Annotated in this window: 20 protein-coding genes and 1 pseudogene; 19 read left to right on the top strand and 2 right to left on the bottom strand. The window is 43.3% G+C overall.

Features of this window, described 5'->3' with window-relative positions:
* Positions 1-779: 779 nt before the first annotated feature.
* Entirely contained in the window at positions 780-1,733 is a 954-nt protein-coding gene (locus tag ACWNM1_RS15475; protein ID WP_449601642.1) for an AraC family transcriptional regulator, read from the bottom strand.
* A gap of 173 nt (positions 1,734-1,906) precedes the next feature.
* Here ACWNM1_RS15475 and ACWNM1_RS15480 point away from each other — a divergent pair, with 173 nt between their 5' ends.
* The 19 genes and pseudogenes from ACWNM1_RS15480 (at position 1,907) to ACWNM1_RS15570 (ending at position 21,257) form a co-directional block, all read left to right on the top strand.
* Positions 1,907-4,018, top strand: a complete 2,112-nt coding sequence (locus ACWNM1_RS15480) for a glycoside hydrolase family 52 protein (protein WP_449601643.1) — start codon at positions 1,907-1,909, stop codon at positions 4,016-4,018.
* Positions 4,019-4,179: 161 nt separating this feature from the next.
* Positions 4,180-5,961, top strand: coding sequence for a methyl-accepting chemotaxis protein (locus tag ACWNM1_RS15485; RefSeq protein ID WP_449601644.1), 1,782 nt, complete (start codon positions 4,180-4,182; stop codon positions 5,959-5,961).
* Positions 5,962-6,144: 183 nt separating this feature from the next.
* Positions 6,145-6,999, top strand: coding sequence for an AraC family transcriptional regulator (locus tag ACWNM1_RS15490; protein WP_449601646.1), 855 nt, complete (start codon positions 6,145-6,147; stop codon positions 6,997-6,999).
* Positions 7,000-7,137: 138 nt separating this feature from the next.
* Positions 7,138-8,028, top strand: a complete 891-nt coding sequence (locus ACWNM1_RS15495; protein WP_449601647.1) for a DUF6923 family protein — start codon at positions 7,138-7,140, stop codon at positions 8,026-8,028.
* Between the two features lie 33 nt (positions 8,029-8,061).
* On the top strand, positions 8,062-9,432 hold the full coding sequence (locus ACWNM1_RS15500) for an ABC transporter substrate-binding protein (RefSeq protein WP_449601648.1): 1,371 nt from the start codon (positions 8,062-8,064) through the stop codon (positions 9,430-9,432).
* 103 nt (positions 9,433-9,535) lie between these two features.
* Complete coding sequence (locus tag ACWNM1_RS15505; RefSeq protein ID WP_449601649.1) at positions 9,536-10,426, top strand: carbohydrate ABC transporter permease; 891 nt, start codon at positions 9,536-9,538, stop codon at positions 10,424-10,426.
* Positions 10,427-10,510: 84 nt separating this feature from the next.
* The gene (locus ACWNM1_RS15510) at positions 10,511-11,347 is read left to right on the top strand and encodes a carbohydrate ABC transporter permease (protein WP_449601697.1); all 837 of its coding nucleotides are present in this window, start codon (positions 10,511-10,513) and stop codon (positions 11,345-11,347) included.
* Between the two features lie 12 nt (positions 11,348-11,359).
* Positions 11,360-12,220, top strand: coding sequence for a metallophosphoesterase family protein (locus ACWNM1_RS15515; RefSeq protein WP_339286959.1), 861 nt, complete (start codon positions 11,360-11,362; stop codon positions 12,218-12,220).
* Entirely contained in the window at positions 12,217-13,419 is a 1,203-nt protein-coding gene (locus tag ACWNM1_RS15520) for a Gfo/Idh/MocA family protein (RefSeq protein ID WP_449601650.1), read from the top strand. The genes ACWNM1_RS15515 and ACWNM1_RS15520 overlap by 4 nt, the downstream gene beginning before the upstream one ends.
* A gap of 2 nt (positions 13,420-13,421) precedes the next feature.
* Complete coding sequence (locus ACWNM1_RS15525) at positions 13,422-13,937, top strand: GNAT family N-acetyltransferase (RefSeq protein WP_449601698.1); 516 nt, start codon at positions 13,422-13,424, stop codon at positions 13,935-13,937.
* A 166-nt stretch (positions 13,938-14,103) separates the two neighbouring features.
* Positions 14,104-15,132 carry an ROK family protein gene (locus ACWNM1_RS15530; RefSeq protein ID WP_449601651.1) on the top strand — a complete coding sequence of 343 codons (1,029 nt, stop codon included), beginning with the start codon at positions 14,104-14,106 and terminating at the stop codon, positions 15,130-15,132.
* A 19-nt stretch (positions 15,133-15,151) separates the two neighbouring features.
* Positions 15,152-16,354, top strand: a complete 1,203-nt coding sequence (locus ACWNM1_RS15535; protein WP_449601652.1) for an MFS transporter — start codon at positions 15,152-15,154, stop codon at positions 16,352-16,354.
* A 64-nt stretch (positions 16,355-16,418) separates the two neighbouring features.
* Positions 16,419-17,510, top strand: a complete 1,092-nt coding sequence (locus ACWNM1_RS15540) for a glycosyltransferase (RefSeq protein ID WP_449601653.1) — start codon at positions 16,419-16,421, stop codon at positions 17,508-17,510.
* On the top strand, positions 17,510-18,130 hold the full coding sequence (locus tag ACWNM1_RS15545) for a glycerol-3-phosphate acyltransferase (RefSeq protein WP_449601654.1): 621 nt from the start codon (positions 17,510-17,512) through the stop codon (positions 18,128-18,130). The genes ACWNM1_RS15540 and ACWNM1_RS15545 overlap by 1 nt, the downstream gene beginning before the upstream one ends.
* A 35-nt stretch (positions 18,131-18,165) precedes the next feature.
* A pseudogene (locus ACWNM1_RS15550) lies at positions 18,166-18,367 on the top strand (cupin domain-containing protein); the annotation flags it as partial.
* Positions 18,368-18,486: 119 nt separating this feature from the next.
* Positions 18,487-18,909 carry an SRPBCC family protein gene (locus ACWNM1_RS15555; protein WP_449601655.1) on the top strand — a complete coding sequence of 141 codons (423 nt, stop codon included), beginning with the start codon at positions 18,487-18,489 and terminating at the stop codon, positions 18,907-18,909.
* Position 18,910: 1 nt separating this feature from the next.
* Positions 18,911-19,243: an ArsR/SmtB family transcription factor gene (locus ACWNM1_RS15560; RefSeq protein ID WP_449601656.1), complete on the top strand. Its 333-nt coding sequence runs from the start codon at positions 18,911-18,913 to the stop codon at positions 19,241-19,243.
* Between the two features lie 170 nt (positions 19,244-19,413).
* Positions 19,414-20,445, top strand: a complete 1,032-nt coding sequence (locus tag ACWNM1_RS15565) for an ATP-binding cassette domain-containing protein (protein WP_094868812.1) — start codon at positions 19,414-19,416, stop codon at positions 20,443-20,445.
* Positions 20,442-21,257 carry an ABC transporter permease gene (locus ACWNM1_RS15570; RefSeq protein ID WP_042128598.1) on the top strand — a complete coding sequence of 272 codons (816 nt, stop codon included), beginning with the start codon at positions 20,442-20,444 and terminating at the stop codon, positions 21,255-21,257. Before ACWNM1_RS15565 ends, ACWNM1_RS15570 begins: the two co-directional genes overlap by 4 nt.
* A 63-nt stretch (positions 21,258-21,320) precedes the next feature.
* Here ACWNM1_RS15570 and ACWNM1_RS15575 read toward each other — a convergent pair whose 3' ends face one another.
* Entirely contained in the window at positions 21,321-21,974 is a 654-nt protein-coding gene (locus ACWNM1_RS15575; protein WP_449601658.1) for a TetR/AcrR family transcriptional regulator, read from the bottom strand.
* Between the last annotated feature and the right edge of the window lie 35 nt (positions 21,975-22,009).

The following is a 22,009-nucleotide window of genomic DNA, read 5'->3' on the forward strand; positions in this document are numbered from 1 at the left end:
TAATCAAAAATATAAGGAAAGTGTATGTATTACTCAAAAGTAAATGATGTTGACTCTATATCGCTTGATATCCCTTATTACTTTTAAAGCACATTCTTATAAACGGGGAACAATAGCTCAATTAAGACACAAAGGCAGCCGGTCAATGGATCGGCTGTCTATGTTTAACTAACAGGCAGGATAATCCAAATGGTCACGGAATACTTAACTCAGGTTTTAGAAGAATGACTAAAAATAAGGATGAATTATGTGACAAATGATTATGTTTGGGGGATTTTCGTTGCTGATGCTTCAACTGGGTTTCCAAATTTCTTTCCAATAGGTATTACACCATACGTGAGTTAGCCATTAATGAAGTCGAGGCTTTGCCAAGAGATCAAAAATTATCAATTACTTCGAATGCCGCTAGATAATAACTTCCCATATTACCAAAGTAAGAGTAGTAAGTTAGTTTGAATGGATGCGATCCATCATGAACATTTTCATTTTAAAGATGAAGGTTAAACCGATTGGGTGTTACGCTAACGGGGAATGTTAGCTCAAAAAACCGGCGGCAGGCTAAAAAATTATTTTCATCAGGCATTGAAAAGAGTAATAGGGTAGCAGTAACGAAGGGGAAGATTATTTGGAGCTGTAGGAGCGTTAGCAACCGCTGTCGTCTCCGAATTTCAACCGATAGTACGGTTCATTAATAAAATCTGGAGACAACAGCGGGCAGAAGTCCAAACATTTCCCGCAGTTACGACGATCACTTTTCTGTGCGCTATCGGTGTTAGATCTCACTTAGTGAACAGTGGGGTTTTGTTTGTGTTTGATTTTTTAAGCGAATTCGGATTCGCAGTTAAACGGCGATAGCCCATTGGCGGGAGACCTGTCCAGCGTTTGAATTGCTTGCTGAAATGGGACACATCACGGTACCCCAGTCGTTGAGCCACCGATTCGACAGATAGACTATTATCCATCAGCAGCAGTTTGGCGTGTCGAATGATTAAGCGTGATAAATATTGCCTTGGTGACATCCCATAGATTTGATGAAAAGCACGATTACAGTGAGTAGTGCTATATCCGAGCTTGGCAGCAATGTCCTCAATACCGCCACCTCTTTCGCCTGTGCTGGCAGCGGTAGAGACGGATTCCTGCAATAGTCCTTCAATAGCGTTAGCCAGGGCAACTGTATTTTCTGTAGCTTCTGTATCTGCTGGGAGAGGCATTTCCGAAAGCACCCAACCGCTGAGCGCGGTCAGAAGCTGCAGTGAAGCATGCAGTGTGATCAAGCGATTTCTATGTGTGTCTTTAGACTCTGACAAGATGGAAGAGTTAATGATTACATCTAGCGCGGAACGGATGGCCAGCAGTTCAGGGGTGTTTCCGCTGAGACTAACAGCATCTGCTGTAAGTAAGGCACGCCGCAAAATCAGATCATCGATATCAAAATGCAGGCAGTAATAAGTCATGTCACAGTCAGCATTTGAACCCATACTACTATGCTCAACACCGGGGCGAATGAATAAAATATCGCCGCTTTTCTGTATAAAAGACTTATTGCCTACCGTCATTTGTTGCTCACCTTGAAGGACAATATTAATCTCAAACATCGGATGAGTGTGTACAGGATATTGCCAACCCGAATTTACTTTTCTCCAATGTGCGGCGAAGATATGAAAGGCTGCTTGAATGTCTGGTGACATCTGACCGTCAATAGAATTATGGAAGGCGGGATCATTCGAGATCATTTCAATCCTCTTTTACAATAAAATTTGGCTTAATTATATCATAGGTTGTTATCGATGTTTGATTTGCCCAAATAATAGAAGGCTTTAGCCCTGTTGCACTTCCAGAAATATCGATAACATGGACATATAGCCCGGAGGTATCCGGGATCATGTTGGAGGGAGTGCATTTATTTATGTCACATAATAAATTCTTTAATGCTCATCATTCACCAATCGGTGCATTTGCGAGTTTTACCTTAGGATTTAAAGGAGCTAGTGGTGGTTTCGATTTGGAGATAGCCAAACCTCCTAGACAGAATATATTCATAGGATTAGAACGCACGGATGGGAAAGGGTATGACACACTACCATTTCACGAGATTGGCGGAGATGACGAGAGCAAACGCTATGACATCGAGAATCCAGACCCCAATCCAGACAAGGAGAATATTCTGTTCCCTTTTCAAGATCGTGAGATTTCTAGAGATTTTCAAGTAGCTACAGACAGCTGGAGTGCGGGGGATCTGACCTTTCGGATTCTCTCGCCAGTTCGATCAGTACCAGATCCTGAAACTGCGTCTGTGGAAGAAATGAAGGAAGTGTTGCTGCCAGCAGTACTGGTTGAGCTCGAAGTGGATAACACCTCATCAGCTACCTCACGTCGTGCGTTCTTTGGTTTTCAGGGAACAGATGTGTATAGCGGAATGAGAAGACTGGATGATGTGTCATCTGAAATTACAGGCGTTGGACAAGGAAGATTTATCGCGATTGCTGCCGAGAAAGGCACTACAAAGTCCGCACTTCATTTCACGATGGAGGATATTCTAAGTGAGGAGCTTCAGGAAAATTGGACCTTTGGACTGGGCCGCGTGGGTGCATTGATCATGGATGTTCCAGCCGGAGTAAAAGAAACGTACCGGTTTGCGATTTGCTTTCACCGTTCTGGTTATGTTACCTCTGGTATGGATGCTTCCTATTACTATAATCGCTATTTCAACAATGTTGAAGCCGTAGCCGAATATGCATTAGCTAAATTCGATGTGCTTAAACAAGCAGCGGAGAAAGCTAACGAGATGTTTAATCATGCAAAACTATCCGAAGATCAAACCTTTATGCTAGCGCATGCGATTCGTAGTTATTATGGTTCCACACAATTACTGGATAATAAGAATAAGCCGTTCTGGATCGTCAACGAAGGCGAATACCGGATGATGAATACCTTTGATCTGACCGTCGATCAGTTATTCTACGAGCTGCGTCTGAATCCTTGGACGGTTCGTAATGAGCTGGATATGTTCGTAGAAAGATTCAGCTATGAAGATACGGTGCGTTTCCCTGGGGATGATACAGAGTATCCAGGTGGGATTAGCTTCACACATGATATGGGTGTAGCCAACGTAGTTTCACGTCCGGGCTATTCCTCCTATGAGTTATATGGCATTGATGGTTGCTTCTCTCATATGACACATGAACAATTGGTAAACTGGGTGCTGAGTGCGGCAACTTATCTTGAACACACAGGTGATCGGAGCTGGATGGAACGTAATCTGAGTATCTTGGAGAAGTGCTTGGATAGTATGTTAAATCGGGATCATCCAGATCCTGAGCAAAGAAACGGTGTTATGGCGCTAGATAGCTCACGTACGATGGGTGGAGCAGAGATTACTACCTATGACAGTCTGGATGTTTCTTTAGGTCAGGCTCGCAACAATATTTACTTGGCAGGAAAATGCTGGGCGGCTTACTTAGCTATGGAGAAAATATTTGCAGAGTATGAGCGTGCGGAGCTGTCCAAAACAGCAGGGGCTCAAGCAGAGAAATGCGCCGCAACGATGGTGGAAAGCGTTGCTGCAGATGGATATATCCCGGCTGTGATTGGAGAAGGTAACGACTCCAAGATCATTCCAGCTATCGAGGGTCTTGTATTCCCATACTATACTGGTTGTAAGGAAGCACTTGATCGCAATGGACGGTTCGCCGCATATATCGGCGCACTCGAGAAGCATCTTCATGCGGTGTTGAAGCCGGGCGTTTGCTTATTTGATGATGGCGGTTGGAAAATCTCATCCACTAGCAATAACAGCTGGCTTAGCAAAATCTATCTCTCGCAGTTCATCGCCCGCAACATTCTGGGACTGGAATGGGATGAACGCGGAGCGGCAGCAGATCGCGCTCATGTGGCATGGCTTACCCATCCAGAATTATCGATCTTCAGCTGGAGTGATCAAATTATTTCCGGGGAGATTACAGGCAGTAAATATTATCCTCGTGGAGTAACAGCGATATTGTGGTTGGACGAGAAGTAGGGATTTGGATTTTCATTGAATAAATGGCAAACGGACCTCTTATTAGGGGGTCGTTTGCTTTTTTTGTTAAATTATGAATTTATTTTTTTGATTTATATTCCCAAAACTAGTACTATAGTATTAATTTGTAATTAATTCTATTAGGATGCGGAGCGGTGTATATGGTAAAAGTTACACGTACAAGGTTGCGACTAACAATTCGGAAAAAACTGCTCATGATGTCACTCACACTACTAATTCTTCCCATCGGAATATTAGGAGCAGTTATTTATCAGATTTCAGTCAAAGAAACGAATCAGCTCATTGAGAGTAAACTGAGTTCAAGCGTAAACCTGGCTGTCGCCTTAATTGAGAATTTGGAAAATTCCGTTCAATCGGGGCAGTTGACTGAAGTGGAAGCCCAAGAGCAAGTACGGACCTTACTACTTGGAAACAAAAATGAGGATGGTACTAGGTCTATTAATCAATCAATTGATTTGGGTCCAAACGGCTACTTCTTTATATTAGATAATAAAGGGAAACTTCTTGCTCATCCCAAACTAGAGGGAGATAATATTTGGGATAAACAAACCTCAAACGGTACTTTTTACATACAGGATTTGATTAAAGCAGCACAGAACGGTGGTGGAGCTACTTACTATAAATGGCCGCTACCTAAATCGGATGGTACTGGAAACGCTATAGGAGAAGAAGCGTTGAAAATATCTTATGCTAAACTATCGCCCTCTTGGGGCTGGGTCGTAGCAGCAGGCTCTTATATGCAAGACTATAATACCGGGCAACAAACTATTCTAAAGGGAATTATTACTACATTGATTGTATGCGTTGTCATCGGAATCGCAGTAATATACATATTTGCACAACATATTTCAAGACCGATTGTACGCATAGCCCGTGAAGCTGAACGGATCGCTCAAGGGGATCTAAGCGGTAAAGCATTGACTGTGCGCAATCGGGATGAGATCGGACAGCTCGGAATCAGCTTTAATCAATTATCGGGTAATATTCGGCAATTGGTTGGGAATTTAACTATAAGCTCGGAGTTATTAGCTTCCTCCTCCAAACAGTTGTCTTCAACGTTAGGTGAAACCACAGCGGCACTTGTTCAGACTTCATCCTCAATGACTGAAGTGGCGAACAATAGTGAGAAACAAGCTTCCTCAACGCAGGAGACTTCCCAATCGATGGAGGAGATGGTAAAAGAGATTCAGCGAGTAGCTGAAGCCTCTACACATGCCTATCAGCTGTCCATGCAAACACTGGAAGAGGCTGATAAAGGAAACAGCCTTATCATTAACTCTTCCGAGCAAATGAACGCAGTAAGTAATACTGTTGATGATTTAGGGATCACCGTTACTAGTTTAAATGACCAGTCTCAACAAATAGGCACCATCGTCAGTACTATTAAAGGAATATCTGAGCAAACGAATCTATTAGCGCTTAATGCGGCAATTGAAGCTGCTCGATCAGGAGAACAAGGCAGAGGATTTGCAGTGGTAGCTAGTGAAGTCCGTAAGCTGGCAGGACAAACAAGTGAAGCAGCTGAAAGGGTTTCAGTCATGGTTGAAGAAATTATTACGAGTATAGGTCATGCCCATCATTCGATGAGTAAAGGCCAAAATGAAGTCGCAGCAGGGGTTCAAGCGATTGATGATACGGGTAAAGCATTTGAACGTATTTTGCAGGCCACCCGGACCATCGTAGATCAGGTGGAGCAATCCTCGACCGCTGCACAGCAGATGTACACGGGCTCCGAACAAATATCTGCTGCGGTGATGGAGGTGGAGCAGGTTTCATTGCACTCAGCTTCGGCTGCACAGACAGTATCTGCTGCCACCCTGGAGCAGCTTGCATCTATGGAGGAAATTGCCGCATCTGCTCGCAAGCTCCAAGAGGGTTCAAATGAGATGCGTGCTTTAGTAAATCAGTTTAAATTGGAATAGATGTTCAGACTTAGAGTTATAGAAAAAGAATATGTAAAATATTTAAGAGGGGGCTACCCCTCTTTTTTGTTGTTTCGACGTATACAACTTTCGAATCTGAGAGGAAATTAATATAGCTTTTACAGCTCATTGACGCGGAGCGTATATAGGCTTGTTATATTGAGGGGAAAAGGGGGATGAAATATGAGAGAAATGGAAGAATCGTCCTTTACCGCTACCCAGCCTGTTCTTGCAAGCGATACTTATGGTTGGGATAAGCTTCAGGTTTCACAATGGTATAGTCCGCAGCAAGCTTTCACCCCGTCCTCGGAGTCAAAATATTTAATTGGGATTCACTGCACAGCCTACTACGAAAACTATTACACCATTCATATTACCCCTTGTAATGAGAGCCTTCTTTGCCCTTGGGGCAGAACCTCGCTCTATTTTTTGAAAATTGAAATTACACCAGCGGTCATCGAAGAGATTGCTCGTGAATCAGGTTATCTGAAGGAAGGCCATATCCAATTGGACCGCAAATTTCATGTCAAGGATTCCAAGCTGCTGCAATTAGGGCTTTGGATGCTGGAGGAATTGCAGAATGGCGGTGCCAAAGGGAAGATATATAGCGACTCTTTATCCAACATGTTAATTATTCACTTGTTACAACACTATTCTTCTGTGATTCCCCAGCATTCAAACCGAAAAACGCCAGCCAATCAAGAAATATTTCAGGTCATTCAATTTATGCGGGAGTGTTTAGAAGATGAGATTCAACTGACTGATCTCGCTGGCATGGCTAATATGAGCCAGTCGCATTTTATTCGGATTTTTAAACAACAGACAGGATATACTCCCCATAATTATTTAATTCGCCTGAGAATCGAACGTTCTAAATTTCTTATTCGTTCCGGAAAAATTGGTTTGAAGGAAATTGCATCTCAGGTTGGTTTTGCCGATCAAGGTCATTTTACTAGATTATTCAAACGAGAAACCGGCCTAACCCCAAAGCTGTATGCGAATCAAAGCTCCTCCAAACCTAATCATATGATTTATTGATTTTATTCTTGCAAATGAGAGTTTTGTTCAAGGAAAGAAGTGTTTTGTTCAATTAGAGAGCTGTTGCCAGCTCCTATAATAAGGTTGAAGTAAGGCGCACAAATGCCGAACTACAACCTTATTAGGAGGAGAGAAAACATGAGATTAAAGAGATTATTCAGTCTGATTTGCGCGGGGGTACTTACGACCAGTTCTTTATCTTTAGTAGCATCTGCCACACCAGCCGGACCGGATAACCTAGTAAACACTGAGGTAGAAATCAGTGCAGAGTCAACTTCGACTTCAGCAACAACTGCTGGAACTTGGCATGAAGTATCTAAGCAAACCTTCTGGTTACTTGATGCCCTGGAACGGGGACAAGGGGTGGCTACAGACGGGAATTCATGGATCTTTAATTCCTCGTATGGGCTCTTACGGACTGGACTTGATGGAAAATCTGTAAAAGCACGAAATGAATTGGCTATTCCACTGGAGATTGCCTCCCAAGGTGGAGACCATATCGGTGATATTTCCTACTATAACGGTAAAATATACGCTCCTATTGAAGACGGCAAAAACTATCAGCATCCTTACATCGCCCTCTATGATGTGAACACTTTGAAATATACGGGTACATCCTATGCTTTACCGTTGAATCTGCATATTGGCGGTGTGCCTTGGGTAGCCGTTGATGCTGCTCGCGGTCAGGTCTACACAGCTCAGTGGAGTAATGCAAGCGTCTTGAATGTACTAAGTCTTGACGATATGCATGTGATCACAACCGTTCCACTTTCCCAAAGTATTGATCGAATTCAAGGTGCCGAAGTGTACAACGGTGTTCTGTATGCTTCTACGGATAACGCAACCCAAACGGTTTATCAGATTGATCCGGAGACTGGAAACGTATCTGTTGCCTTTGATCGCAATCTGCCTAATGGTACTGAAGCCCAAGGAATTGCTGTATTGCCTACCGCTGATGGTGCACAGCTCCATATTCTTGATGTAGGCTCGAATCGCATTAGTGTGAACTTTCGCCATTATGCATTTTAATTCAAATCCAAGCGAAAAAAGGGGCTAACAGAAATGCTAAAGCAAACCAAAACTATTCTAACTCTGCTATCCGTCTCAATGCTGGCAGTAGCGGGCTGCGGACAATCTAATAACAGTACGGCTGAAGCCAAAGAAAATACCGCTCAACCCACAGCAATCGCTGCAACTCCGGAATCCACAGAGACTCCAGCCGCTAAGCCGGTGGAGATTACATTTTATTATCCGGTTAATGTTGGTGGTCCCCTTACCAAAGTAATCGATGGGATGGCTAGTGCATTCATGGAGCAGCACCCGGAAATTAAGGTTAATCCCGTGTACACAGGTAATTACGGTGACAATACCGTGAAAATTCAAGCAGGTGTGCAGGCCAAACAGCCACCGGATGTCGCGGTCATGATGTCAACAGAGCTGTACAGTATGCTCGATATGAATGCAATCATTCCGCTGGATGATTTTATTGCGAAGGACACGGATATTCAGATGGCTGATTTTTATCCCGCCTTTGTAGAGGATACACAGTCTGAAGGTAAAACATACAGCCTGCCTTTTCAGCGGAGCACGATTGTTATGTATTACAACAAAGAAATGTTCAAAGCCGCAGGACTTGATCCAGAGAAACCACCCACTACATGGGATGAGCTTGTAACCTATGCTAAGAAGCTGAACAAAGACGGTCACGTGGGGCTGGAAATTCCGGGCAATGATGATTCGTATTGGATGTTTCAAATGCTTGCACGGCAAAATGCTTCCGATCCGAAGCAAAACATAATGTCCTCCGATGGCAAAAAAGCGATGATCGATACGCCGGAGAATGTGGAGGCATTGCAATTCTGGTTAGATTTGTCCCATAAATACAAGGCGATGCCGGAAGGTGTTATTGATTGGGCAACCGTTCCGACAGATTTCATTCAAGGCAAAACAGCCATGATGATGCATACAAGCGGCAACTTAACCAATGTAAAAAATAACGCGAAGTTCGAATTCGGCGTAGCGTTCCCACCCGCACAAAAGCAATTTGGATCACCTACTGGGGGAGGTAACCTGTATATTTTCAAGGACACATCTCCTGAAAAACAAGCTGCAGCTTGGGAATTTGCCAAATACATGACGGCTTCAGAACAAGCTGCCCTCTTTAGCAGCTCATCCGGTTATGTTGGTGTAAGAAAATCTGCATACGATACAGATGCTATGAAGAAGTATACGGCGGATTTCCCGCAAGCATTGGTAGCGAGAGATCAATTGGAATATGCGTTCCGGGAATTGTCCACTCATAATCATGGTAAAGTATCGACGGCAATTACGAACCAGATTCAAGCGGCATTGGCAGGAGAGATTGATGCAGCAGGTGCACTTAAAAAGGCTCAAGCAGAAGCAGAACAGGCACTTGCTCCCTTCAATAAGTAAGCTTTGAGGTATGGAATACGCCAGGACGGCTCGATAGCTTGTTCTGGCGTCATTACTTTAATCATTAATCGTAGAAACCTTAATCATGGAAGGATTGAATGGTATGAATGCCGGATGGAGTGAGAGGCTTAGACGAAACGGATTCGGCTGGGGACTAGTGTTGCCTTCGCTGCTCTTTCTTTGCTTGTTTACTTATTACCCTATGTTTAAATCGTTCTGGCTTAGCTTTTATGAGAAAAATTTGGCGACTCCTGAGCCTTTGTTCGTCGGTTTTGACAATTACGCTAATCTATTGCAAGACAATGTCTTTATGAAGGTGTTCAGTAACAATATATGGTTCGCCATTGGCACAGTACCCACTTCATTAGCTTTGGCTTTCTTGATGGCATTGTTTGCCGACAAGGCGATAAAAGGGCGGGGACTGGCACGTCTTTCCTTTTTCTATCCGAATATGATCCCGATGATCGCTGTGGCGAACATCTGGTTGTTTCTGTATACCCCTCATTTTGGGCTCTTTGCCAGACTGGCTTCATGGATCGCGGATCAGCCTGTGAATTTGCTGGGAACACCTGATACGGTGATGGGCGCATTAGTCATCATGATGATTTGGAAAGAAGCCGGATATTTTATGATTTTTTATTTAGCAGGAATGCAGCAGATTCCCAAGGATTTATATGAAGCTGCTTCAGTAAGCGGAGTCGGTACATTCACTTCCATCCGCAGAATCACAATTCCGCTCACGATGCCGACTACGTTGTTCGTGGCTGTTGTGGCGATAACCAATTCTTTTAAGCTGGTAGACCATCTCTGGATTATGACAAAGGGCGGTCCGAATAATGCAAGTAACCTGCTGCTTTATTATATCTACGAGTCCACCTTTAATTTCTACGATCAAGGGATGGCCGCATCGATGACAGTGGTCATGATTGTGCTGCTGCTCCTGATTTCCTCTTTGCAGTTTTTTGGCTGGGATCGGAAAATCCATTATGAATAGGAGGTGGAATCCATGGAGGATAATCCACTAAAGCTGCCCTTAGTATTAAGGCAGAATACACGCAAAGCTTTAGAAGAGGAGCACATGCTGAACTCCGAAAGAACGAAGCGCCGAATCGGGCAGATACTGTGGCATGCGGTTGGATTTACGTTTACCGCGGCTTGGATCATTCCCTTCCTATGGGTGGTCAGAACGGCTTTTCTCCCCAAAGACGTCGCTATCGATGCGGGATGGTCTTGGGACTTCACGTTTGAGAATTTGATTCATGTCTGGAATGGAGCGCCTTTTATACGATTTTTTATGAATACATTGCTTGTGTGCGGTGTTGTGCTTGCTGTGCAGCTAGTTACAATGACGATGGCTGCTTATGCGTTCGCACGGGTACGATTCTTCGGAAAAGATCTGTTATTCATGTTATTTTTGGTGCAAATTATGGTACCGCCGGATGTACTTATCTTTTCCAACTATCAGGTGTTGAACGAAATGGGTCTGCTGGACACCAAGCTGGGGATTATGCTACCTTACTTTGCCACCTCATTTGGTGTGTTTCTGTTAAGGCAGTCCTTCAAGCAATTACCCTATGAGCTGGATGAAGCTGCCCGGGTAGAAGGCGCCTCACGCCTGCATATTCTTTCAAGAATCTATGTCCCACTGTCACGCCCGATTTATGTGTCCTTTGCGATTGTGTCGGTCAGCTTTCATTGGAATGATTTCTTGTGGCCTCTAATTGTAACCAATTCGGAGGAGAATCGCTTATTAACCGTAGGCTTGGCGATGTTCGCAAAAGCCACGGAATCGGGTGCACAGTGGTCTGATGTCTGCGCGGCTACGTTGATTGTATCGGCACCCTTAATGATTGGATTTTTATTGTTCCAGCGGCAAGTGATAGGTAGTTTTATGAGCTCTGGCATTAAAGGTTAGGAGGAGGCATTTATGAGGCTGGCGATTATTGGGGACTTACATTATCCGGACGAATTGTTAAATAACAAGGTTTTGATTAAAGAGGCACGAGATGCTTTTTACGAGCAATTTATGAATCTATTCTTGTCCATCCCAGCCGATTATCATATTTCCGTGGGAGATATGGTGCATGCAGGAGAATTTAGCGAATTTAATTATATCATGGGTAAGATTAAGGACAGCAAGCATTCTAGACGTTTTCTTCATGTTCTTGGTAATCATGATACGTACACTTATCCTAAGGAAGAAATCCTTTCAGTCACTCGGCAGCAGCGATACAGTGTTATTGAAGAGACGAATGCGATCATTATTTTGCTGGATACCGCACGGGAAAATCGTGACGATTGGAGCGGAACGCTTGATGATGAACAGCTGACTTGGCTCGAAGCACAAATGAAGCGGAAATCGGAAAAGCCTCTATTCGTCTTCGGTCATCATCCCTTGTATAATACGACGGCTAGATCAACTGAGCCAATGATGTCACTGGATCCCAGCTTGGACATTTGGCCGATATTGAAGCAATGGCAAGGTGTGGGTTTCTATTTCAACGGGCATAATCATGTGCATTCTATCGTTAGAAAAGAAAACTGGCATTTCATTCAAACAGCCTCCATCCTGGATATTCCTGCTGCTCGAATCCTTACTGTGCTTGAAGATGAAATCAGGTTAGAGATGGTGAATCTGGCAAGTGAGCAATTGAGTAAATGGTCTTCATTATTTACCTTCAGCATTTTTGATTATGAAAAATATCCGCAGGCTGAAGGGGAGACAAGAGATCAGGAACTAATCATCAATCGACTTCAAATGGATAGAAAGCAGGTGGACCAGCAATGAATCGTCAGCCAGTAAGATTAGCGATCGTAGGTGGAAATCGCGGAGCCAGTTTTATGAATGCACTGTACTCTCTATCGGATCGCATACATCTGACCGCCACTTGTGACTTGAATGAGTGGGTGCTTAACCAATGGAAAGAGAAATTTCCAGAAATCCGAACGTATCGGGATTATCATGAAATGTTGAAAGATTCGGCAATAGATGCAGTGTTTATCTTAAGCCCCATGCATTTGCACGCCAGACAATCTATTGATGCTTTAAAAGCGGGTAAGCATGTCCTAAGCGAAGTGATTTCGATCCAATCTTTAGAGGAAGCTTGGGAGCTTATCGAAACTGTAGAACAAACCGGACTTAAATATATGATGTCTGAAAATTACTGCTTCTCACGCTCCAATCTGACGATTAAACATATGGCGGATCAAGGCATGTTCGGTGAAATTACTTATCTGGAAGGCGGATATATCCATGATTTACGTCATTTGACTCATCATCCGGATGGTGCTCTGACTTGGCGGGGGCAATTACATCAGCAGTATAACGGGATTAATTATCCGACACATTCTATAGGTCCAGTTGCGCAATGGATTAACCTCAATAAGCCTGAGGGTGATCGATTTAAAAGCGTCTCGTCTTTTGTTTCCAAATCTAGATCCTTACAATATTATTTCGGAGAGCATTATGGAAAAGATCACCCAGCAGCACGGGAGGGATTCTGGCGGCAAGGGGATAGCGCGGTTGCGGTCATTCAAACGGAAAAGGGTGTACTGATTGAACTGCGTGTAGACTGGTCCTCCGTTAGACCGCATAATAAAACTCATTATTTGCTGCAAGGAACTGAGGGAGCGTATATTACGGGCCGCCATCAGTACGAAGAGGATTTGATCTGGTTCAAGAATCTCTCACCCAAAAATATAGCGGATGGAGAGGAAATGTGGGAGCCTTTAAGCAGTTATCAACCACTCTATGATCACCCGACATGGATGAAATGGGGCGAATATGCCGCTGGGACGAAACATGGCGGAGGCGATTTTATGGTGCTTGAAGAATTTATTTCTGCCATTCAGGAGGATCGAACCCCTTCAGTGGACGTATATGATGCCGTTACTTGGAGCTCTGTGTTTACATTGTCTATGGAATCTGTAGAGAATGGTGGAAAAGCAATAGCCTTTCCTGATTTTAGAACGAGAGTGAGGAATTGACGGTGGATCAGGCCCTTTCCAAACTTGTAATGAAAAAAGAAATGTTGTCCGACTTGCCTGTTTTTCACTGTCCTGCCGGGTATCTAATACGTCATTTCGAGCCGGATGATGAACGGAACTGGGAAGAGCTTATACGCCATTCTTTTACAAGGGAAGTTAAATTTGCTCATAAAATCAGTGATCATGTACCCTTATATTCGGATCGCTTGTTGTTCATTTGCCGCGGGGATCAACCTGTAGCTACTGCTACGGCCTGGGAGTCGGGTAGTGAGGACCATAAGAACTGGTACTTGCATATGGTTGGAGTTCTTCCAGAATATTCTGGTAAAGGTCTCGGCTATGCTGTGAGTCTAGCTGTCTTGCACAAAATAAGAGATTCAGGGGGAACGGCGGCATGTTTAGAAACCGATGATTTCAGACTGCCCGCCATCCGCATTTATTTGAAATTAGGATTTCAGCCTGTGTACTTGGATGAAAGCCATCCTGGAAGATGGGAACGAATCCTGCAAAGGCTTTGAATTTGTTGATAATTAGGGGGGGCTTCATGCCCCTTTATTCATGTTGGAGTTTCAGAAGGGGCCGCATCCAAAAATTATGTTGTCGTTAAGAAGTATTCCTGCTATTGTCATACTGACTTATTAAATGCATTTAATAAGTCAGTATATGACTATAGGTGGGAGAGCCATGGCAAGTGATAAAAGACTTCCTTCACAGCAACTCAAATCTGAAATTATTCGAAAGATTCGAACAGCATTATTAGAATTAGGAAGGGCTACGAAGGCGGAGTTAAGTCAAAGATTACAATACAGTTTTCCAACGATCAGTAAATTTCTAATGCAGATGGAAGAGACTGGGGAAGTAACGATCATTGGCCTTGATGAGTCTAGTGGCGGAAGAAGGGCAATAAGATATGCCTATAATCCGAATTACCGATTAGGGATGGCTATTTTTTTGGAAAAAAATGAAACAAACTATACGATCTATAATTGCATTGGCGATGTTGTAAAAGAAGGGGATTTGCCTAGTATTCTTGAGGAAGACGTTAGTACACTGGTCTCGCTTATCGAAGGTGAAAAAAAAGCCAATCCCAAGATTCAATCTGTGGCGATTGGTGTTCCAGGCGCGGTGAAACACGGGAAGATTTTTCTGATCCCAGGTTATGCGAAATATCAGAATCTAGATTTGAAAAGATATATAGAAGATCAGCTCTCTATCCCGACAATCGTGGAAAATGATATGAATGCCGCTGTAATCGGTTATATGGCGCAAAGAAATTTGAAGGAGAATATTTCTCTGATGTATCTGTATTTAGGGAAAAACGGACCGGGAGCTGGGATAGCCGTTAATGGTGAAATTGTTCGGGGAAAGACGTTTTTTTCAGGGGAAGTTCAATATATGCCCCAGTATGACAATAGAAATTTCATAGAAGCATTAACTGGAGATCAGGGTGGATCAAGCATGCAGCCGGATCATAAAGTAGATGCGATTAGTCGGTTAGTGGCTACTATGACCTCTATTTTGAATCCGCATTATATTATTTTTTGTGAGGATGAATTAGCTCCAGCTATGCTTAATCAAATCGCTGAGCGAACTGCTACATACGTTCCTAAGGAACATCTTCCGGAATTAGCGTTAAGTGACTTGAAGCGTGATTATCTGAATGGATTACAAAGTCTTGGATTAGGTTTATTAGTTTCACAACAAATAGATTAGAACCCTTAAGGAGATAACGATGGCTACTTTTTTTCTTATTATTATTTATTTAGCATTTATTAGTTTAGGACTGCCAGATTCATTGCTTGGATCCGCATGGCCGGTAATGAGATTAGATCTAAATGCCTCATTAGGTACTGCTGGTATCCTTTCGATGGTTATTGCAGTAGGCACAATTGTCTCCAGTTTGATGAGTGGTACAATCCTTAAACGTTTTGGTACGGGGAAAGTGACCCTTGTAAGCTGTATTATGACGGCTGTAGCTTTATTTGGTTTTGCATGGTCACCTTCGTTAGTATGGCTAATTGTTGCTGCGATTCCACTCGGTTTAGGTGCGGGATCTGTAGATGCTGGATTAAACAGTTATGTTGCTACGCACTATAAAGCCCATCATATGAGCTGGTTACATTGTTTCTGGGGAGTGGGCGCGACGCTGGGTCCGATTATTATGGGGTCTTTTATCTCTGGTGAAGGTCTATGGCGAGAAGGTTATCTTACGGTTGCATATATTCAATTGAGCTTAGTTGTAATTCTCTTCGTTACGCTGCCTTTATGGGATAGAGTGGCTGGAAACAATAGCAACCTGAACGCTGATAGTGAACATGAGCTCAATCATCCGGAGCTAGAGCAAGCTGCTGAGAACACAAAACCTTGGAAGCTAAGAGGGGTTAAGCTTGCGATGTTAACCTTCTTATTTTATTCTGCCATCGAAACGAGTATGGGGTTATGGGGGAGTAGCTTTCTAGTAAATATCAAAGACATCCCTGCATCCACTGCAGCGACATGGGTATCGGTTTTTTATCTAGGGATTACCTTCGGCAGAATGGTGACGGGATTCATTACGTTTAGAATGAGTAATAAACAGCTAATTCGATATGGCCAGCTCATTGCTTTAATTGGTACAGTGCTCTTAGTATTACCGCTTCCATCGATAGTTTCGCTGGTAGGCTTTATGATTATAGGTCTGGGTTTAGCCCCTATTTTCCCATGTATGCTACATGAAACCCCTGTACGATTCGGGAAGAAGCATGCCCAGTCGATTATGGGCTTTCAGATGGCAACAGCTTATACCGGTACCACGCTGGTACCGCCATTTATCGGTTTACTGGCCTCGAATTTTACGTTGGGTATTTTTCCTGCGATGATCGTTTTTTTCGCTATCATCATGCTTTTATGTACAGAAAAGCTTAATAAATACTCAGCTAAAGTAAATGTAGGTTAAATTTGAATTGAATATATTACGGACTAACCCTTCATATATATAGATGTAGAAGGGGGGAACCGTAATGTGGTTGTTAATGGTTCTAGGCGTTGGATGTCTCTCTGGTTTTATTTTGTTCAGAAAAAATACCTTGACCACTTATCACGATCCTAATCAAGGACCGGAGAAATTGTCCATTATCATTCCTGCAAGGAATGAAGAATATAATTTGCGTTATCTGCTCGATTCACTTCAGTCTCAGACCCTTACACCCTATGAAATTATTGTGGTGGATGACTTCTCAGAGGATCGGACCAAAGAAATTGCCGAAAGCTATGGGGTTAAGGTTATTGTGAACAGCAGTCTCCCTGAGGGGTGGACGGGTAAGAGCTGGGCAGTATGGAATGGATATTTACAGGCCTCGGGCGATATTTTTGCTTTTTTGGATGCGGATATCCGATTAAAGCCTAACGCCTTGGCTTCATTATTAAAAGCAAGGGAGCTATCGAAAGGCGTCATTTCGGTAGTTCCTTTTCATCATACTGAAAAGCTGTTTGAGAGGCTCGCTCTAATCATGAATATGCTGGGGATCTTCACGTTCACCTCAGTTTTTGAAAGGAATAACGCCAAAAAAGGACTGTACGGCTCGTGTATTCTAGCATTAAGGCAGGATTATGAAAAAGTTAATGGCCATCAAAGCATTAGATCTGAAGTGCTGGATGATTTGTCTTTAGGAGAAAAATTTATTGCGGCAGGTGTTCCGATCACCAATTATATCGGGTATGGCTTAGTATCGTTTCGCATGTATCCGAAGGGAATCAAAAGTGAAATTGAAGGGTTCAGTAAAGGGGCTGTCTTAAGCACTTCAACGATAAGTCCGCGGACAATTATTCCAATCGCGCTTTGGGTGATCGGACTCATCATCTCAGAAACCGTGTTTATTTTTGCGAATACTTCATGGTTTATGCCTTTATTGATCGGTTATCTCCTTTATATGTTCCAGCTCTTTTATTTTATAAAATATGTAGGTGTATTTGGCATCGTTATTCCTGTATTTCACGTGGTGGCAACTGTTTTCTTTATCTTGATCATGCTGTATTCGATTTATCAGGTTGTTTTTCTGAGGCATGTAAGCTGGAAAGGAAGGCATATCCAGGTGGGAGGCCATAGGGACTAATGATCATATTGTGGGTCGCGGGTTTATTTTTGTCGGGATCTCTTATGTTTTCCTATTGGCTTGGTCTAGCGCGTAAAAAGAACCTGAAAGACATTGGCGACGGTAATCCGGGGGCTTTGAATCTATGGAAGTCGTCAGGCTATAAATTCGGCATTTTGGGGATTATATTGGATTTTTTAAAAGGGTATCTACCACTTCTATGGGTAATGGGAAGTCATTATAGTCAGGGGTATTTCATTATTCCGTTAGCCTTAGCTCCCATTGCGGGTCATGCCTTCTCTCCCTTTCTTAAAGGAAAAGGTGGGAAGGCAATTGCCGTAACCTTTGGGGTATGGAGTGCATTGACAGGATTCAAAGCTTCTTTAGCGCTAGCAGTCATTTTAGCAGTGCTGAAAATGCTCAGCAGTTGGTTCAAAAGCAGAGGGAATTCACCTGTATCGGATGGTGTGCAAGTAGTTAGCGGAATGCTGCTTCTTTCCGTTTTTTTGTACATTAGTAATAGGTCTGCTCCTATCTTATGGGTATGGTTTGGAAGTTTTGTGATCCTTGTGTATACGCACAGGTTAGAATTGGCAGTGTGGGTACGGAAGTATTCATCAAGGAAACGAAAAGGAACATAATATAGGCAAGGGCAACCAGACCAATCATAATTTGAATCGAAGGGGAGATGATCATTGATTTCCGTGATGGTTCTAGTTACAATCTCCAAAGGTGAGATGTTTATTCTCCCAAAGGGAGTCGAGATGAAGCCTTCCGCCGAAAAGGAATGCCATATCATGTTGGTGGAGCCTAGAATCGTAGTAAACACTGGCGGTACTGAGTCCGAATTAACTGCAGCCAATGATACTTGGATCTAGTTAAGGCTTTCCTCCGCTATTCCCTTAAGGTTTCTGCAAATTGACATAACACCAAATGGTGTTATAATAAAAAATGAAACCAGAAGGTGTTACATTAAAATGAATTTTGGAGGAAATTTATGCAAACTCAAGGACCACTACAAGATATTCGTCAAACAATTACACTCCATGCGCCAATTGAAAAAGTATGGAAAGCTGTTTCCACTGCTGAAGGAATAGCTGCCTGGTGGATGCCAAGTACATTCGAGCCAGTGGTAGGCCATGAGTTCATTCTACATGCTGGACAATTCGGGGATTCCCCGTGTAAAGTTACGGAGATTGATGAGCCGAACCGTGTCGGTTTTAATTGGGGGAAGGATTGGCATCTTGCCTTTGAATTGAAAGAAATTGATGGGAAGACGGAGTTCACCGTGATTCACTCTGGATGGGACCCTGAAAAGGTAACTGAATTTGGTCAACCGCATCCAATCGTTCGTGGCTTTATGAACGGCGGCTGGGAGAAAATCGTCCAAGAAAAACTTCCTGCTTATATCGAGGCTTAAGATGCCAGTCGCTGAATCTGGACATGATGTATTTCAAGCGATAGCAGATCCTACCCGCCGCAGTCTGCTAAAGCTGCTTGCTAATAAGGAAATGTCCATAGCATCCATCTCGGACTGCTACCCGATCAGCCGAACCGCTGTTAACAAGCATTTACAAGTATTGTCCGATGCGCAGCTTGTTAGCAGTCAGAAAGTCGGTCGGGAGACTCGGTACAAGCTTCAGCCAGAGCCTCTACTGGAGCTTCAAGATTGGCTTACCTTTTTTGAACAATACTGGGCTAATAAACTGTTTGCACTTAAAGAATATGTTGAAGCAGACTCAGACGAAAAGTGATAAAACCGGTAAGCGTGGATCGCGCTGCCCGGTTTTTTTGTTTGTTCTTCTAGCAACTAAATAAATGGATAAGTTTAACTAAGTTTAACTAAGTTTAAACCTTCGTTTAAATTCAGTTTATAAATGGCGTTTATCATCACAATATAATCTGAAACGTTGGAGGAATTACAATGGTGCATGTACAGAACAAGATCATTTCACCAGACGATCATGAGTGGGCCGTCGAGGCGCGTGGACTGGTCAAAACCTTTGGTGACAATCGTGCGGTGGATGGCGTGAATTTGAACGTGAAAGCAGGTACGATCTATGGCGTACTTGGTCCGAATGGGGCAGGAAAGACTACCGTCATTCGGATGCTGGCAACCTTACTTCGTCCCGATGCAGGTACTGGGCGAATCTTCGGGCATGATGTGGTGAAGGAGTCGCAGATTGTTAGGCAATTAATTGGTGTGACAGGACAATATGCCTCAGTCGATGAGTCATTAAGTGCTACAGAGAATCTTATTATCTTCTCTCGGCTATTAGGGCTTGGGCGCGCAGAGTCGCGGAAAAAAGCAACAGAATTACTGGAAGAGTTTGGTCTGACTGAGGCGGCTAAACGGCCTCTTCGAAATTTTTCTGGCGGTATGCGTCGCCGTCTGGATTTGGCAGCTAGCCTTATTGCACAACCACCTTTAATTTTCCTGGATGAACCGACTACAGGGCTTGATCCTCGCACTCGTTCACAGATGTGGGATACCATTCGTCGATTGGTGAATACGGGATCAACGGTTCTTCTAACTACACAGTACCTTGAAGAAGCAGATCAACTGGCTGATCGGATCGCAGTTATCGATCGTGGGCAAGTCGTTGCAGAGGGGACGGCGGATGATTTGAAAGCGTCTGTGGGTACCACATCACTACACCTGAAGGTTCAACATCTAAAAGATATTGAACTAGCACGTCAGCGTGTGGAACATGTGCTCCAAATTCAGTCCGTGGTATCGTACGAAACCGGGAAAATAACGGCACCAATGGCGGACGCTGATTTAGTTACAGACCTACTTATTGCGCTTCGTGAGGAAGGGATTCACTTGGCTGAGATGAGTGTGCAGAAACCGACGCTTGATGAAGTATTCCTAACGATTACAGGTCATGGTGCTACGGATGAAACGTCAACAGCGTCCCAAGAGTCAAATGTTAAGGAGGCAGCAAGAGTATGAGAACCACTACAATAAATTCGGGTGTTAACCGCCCATTGAAAAACCATACGAGTTTTCGGCAATCTGTACGCAACTCGTTAACGATGGCTTACCGTGGGATACTGAAAATTCGACGTACCCCTGAGCAATTATTCGACGTTACACTTCAGCCAATTATTTTCACGCTGATGTTTACCTATATCTTTGGAGGGGCTATATCTGGTGACGTGGTAAGTTATTTGCCTGTTATTATCCCCGGTATTCTTGTGCAGACTGTAATCACTACCTCCATCGTTACTGGCGTCCAATTACGTGAGGACATGGATAAAGGCGTGTTCGACCGATTCAAGTCACTGCCAATTGCTCGTATAGCTCCGTTAGCGGGAGCTTTATTGGCGGACACGATTAGATACACGATTGCTACTGTGCTTACATTTACCATGGGCTACATTATGGGTTACCGTCCTGATGGTGGTCTGGAACATGTCGCATTCGCTGCGCTTCTGGTTATTGTTTGTGCTTGGTCGATTAGCTGGATTTTCGCTTTCTTCGGTGTGATTGCACGGACTGCTTCTAGTGTACAGGGGATATCAATGATTGTGTTGTTCCCACTTACGTTTCTATCTAATGCCTTCGTGCCTGTCGATACGCTGCCTAACTGGTTACAATGGTTTGTTAAAGTCAATCCAATCTCACATCTCGTTTCTGCCGTACGACAACTTACTAACTTTGGAACCGTAGGTTGGGATTTCACTATCTCTTTGATCGGAGCAGCTGTCATCGTCGCAATATTTGCACCTATTACGGTACGTGCTTATATGCGTCGGACGTAAATATGAAATGAAAAAACGGCAGAAATGCCGTTTTTTTGTATTAGCCGCAAAAATCCTCTTTTTTTAATTATCGCTTCTAAAGAACGTATGAATTAAATTGGATACTGATCTATCATACAATGTTTTAGCAGTTTCTTCATTTTGAATATGTCCCCCCAAATGCAGATGAATGACGCCATGCAATGACGCCCACACCAGGTTTACAACAAGGAGGGGGTCTTTCTCGTTAATAAACCCTTGTTCGATGGCTTCTGTAATAAGGGCTACCACTTGTTGTAGTGCCGTAAAGATGGCATGTAAACTTTCCTCCTCCGGTTTGAATTCGCTAAAAGCCCCTCCGAACATAACCATATAATAGCTGGTATAATTCCGTGAGAAATCCCAATACGCTTGTCCAAGATCGCGAAGATATAAATTTAGATTGTCTTGTTTTGGAACCGCTTGAAAGGTAGCGGCCAACAATTTACACCCTTGCAGAAAAAGCTCCTTCGCTAAACCTTCCTTGTTTCCAAACAAGTTATAAATGATTTTTGTGGGACATTCCATTTTTTCAGCAACCTTGCGAATGGTTACACCTTCAGGTCCGGATTCATGCATAATGGCCGCAGCGGCTTCGATAATATTCAGTCTTAATATTTCTGCATGCTGTAGTTTTGCTTTTGGATAGGTTGTAACGGATTGAGCATCTATAGAAGATATTTTGGACGATTTTTGCATGTAGTTTCACTTCCTTAGAACTTTACTTTAGCTTT

The organism is Paenibacillus sp. Marseille-Q9583 (genome assembly GCF_976954365.1).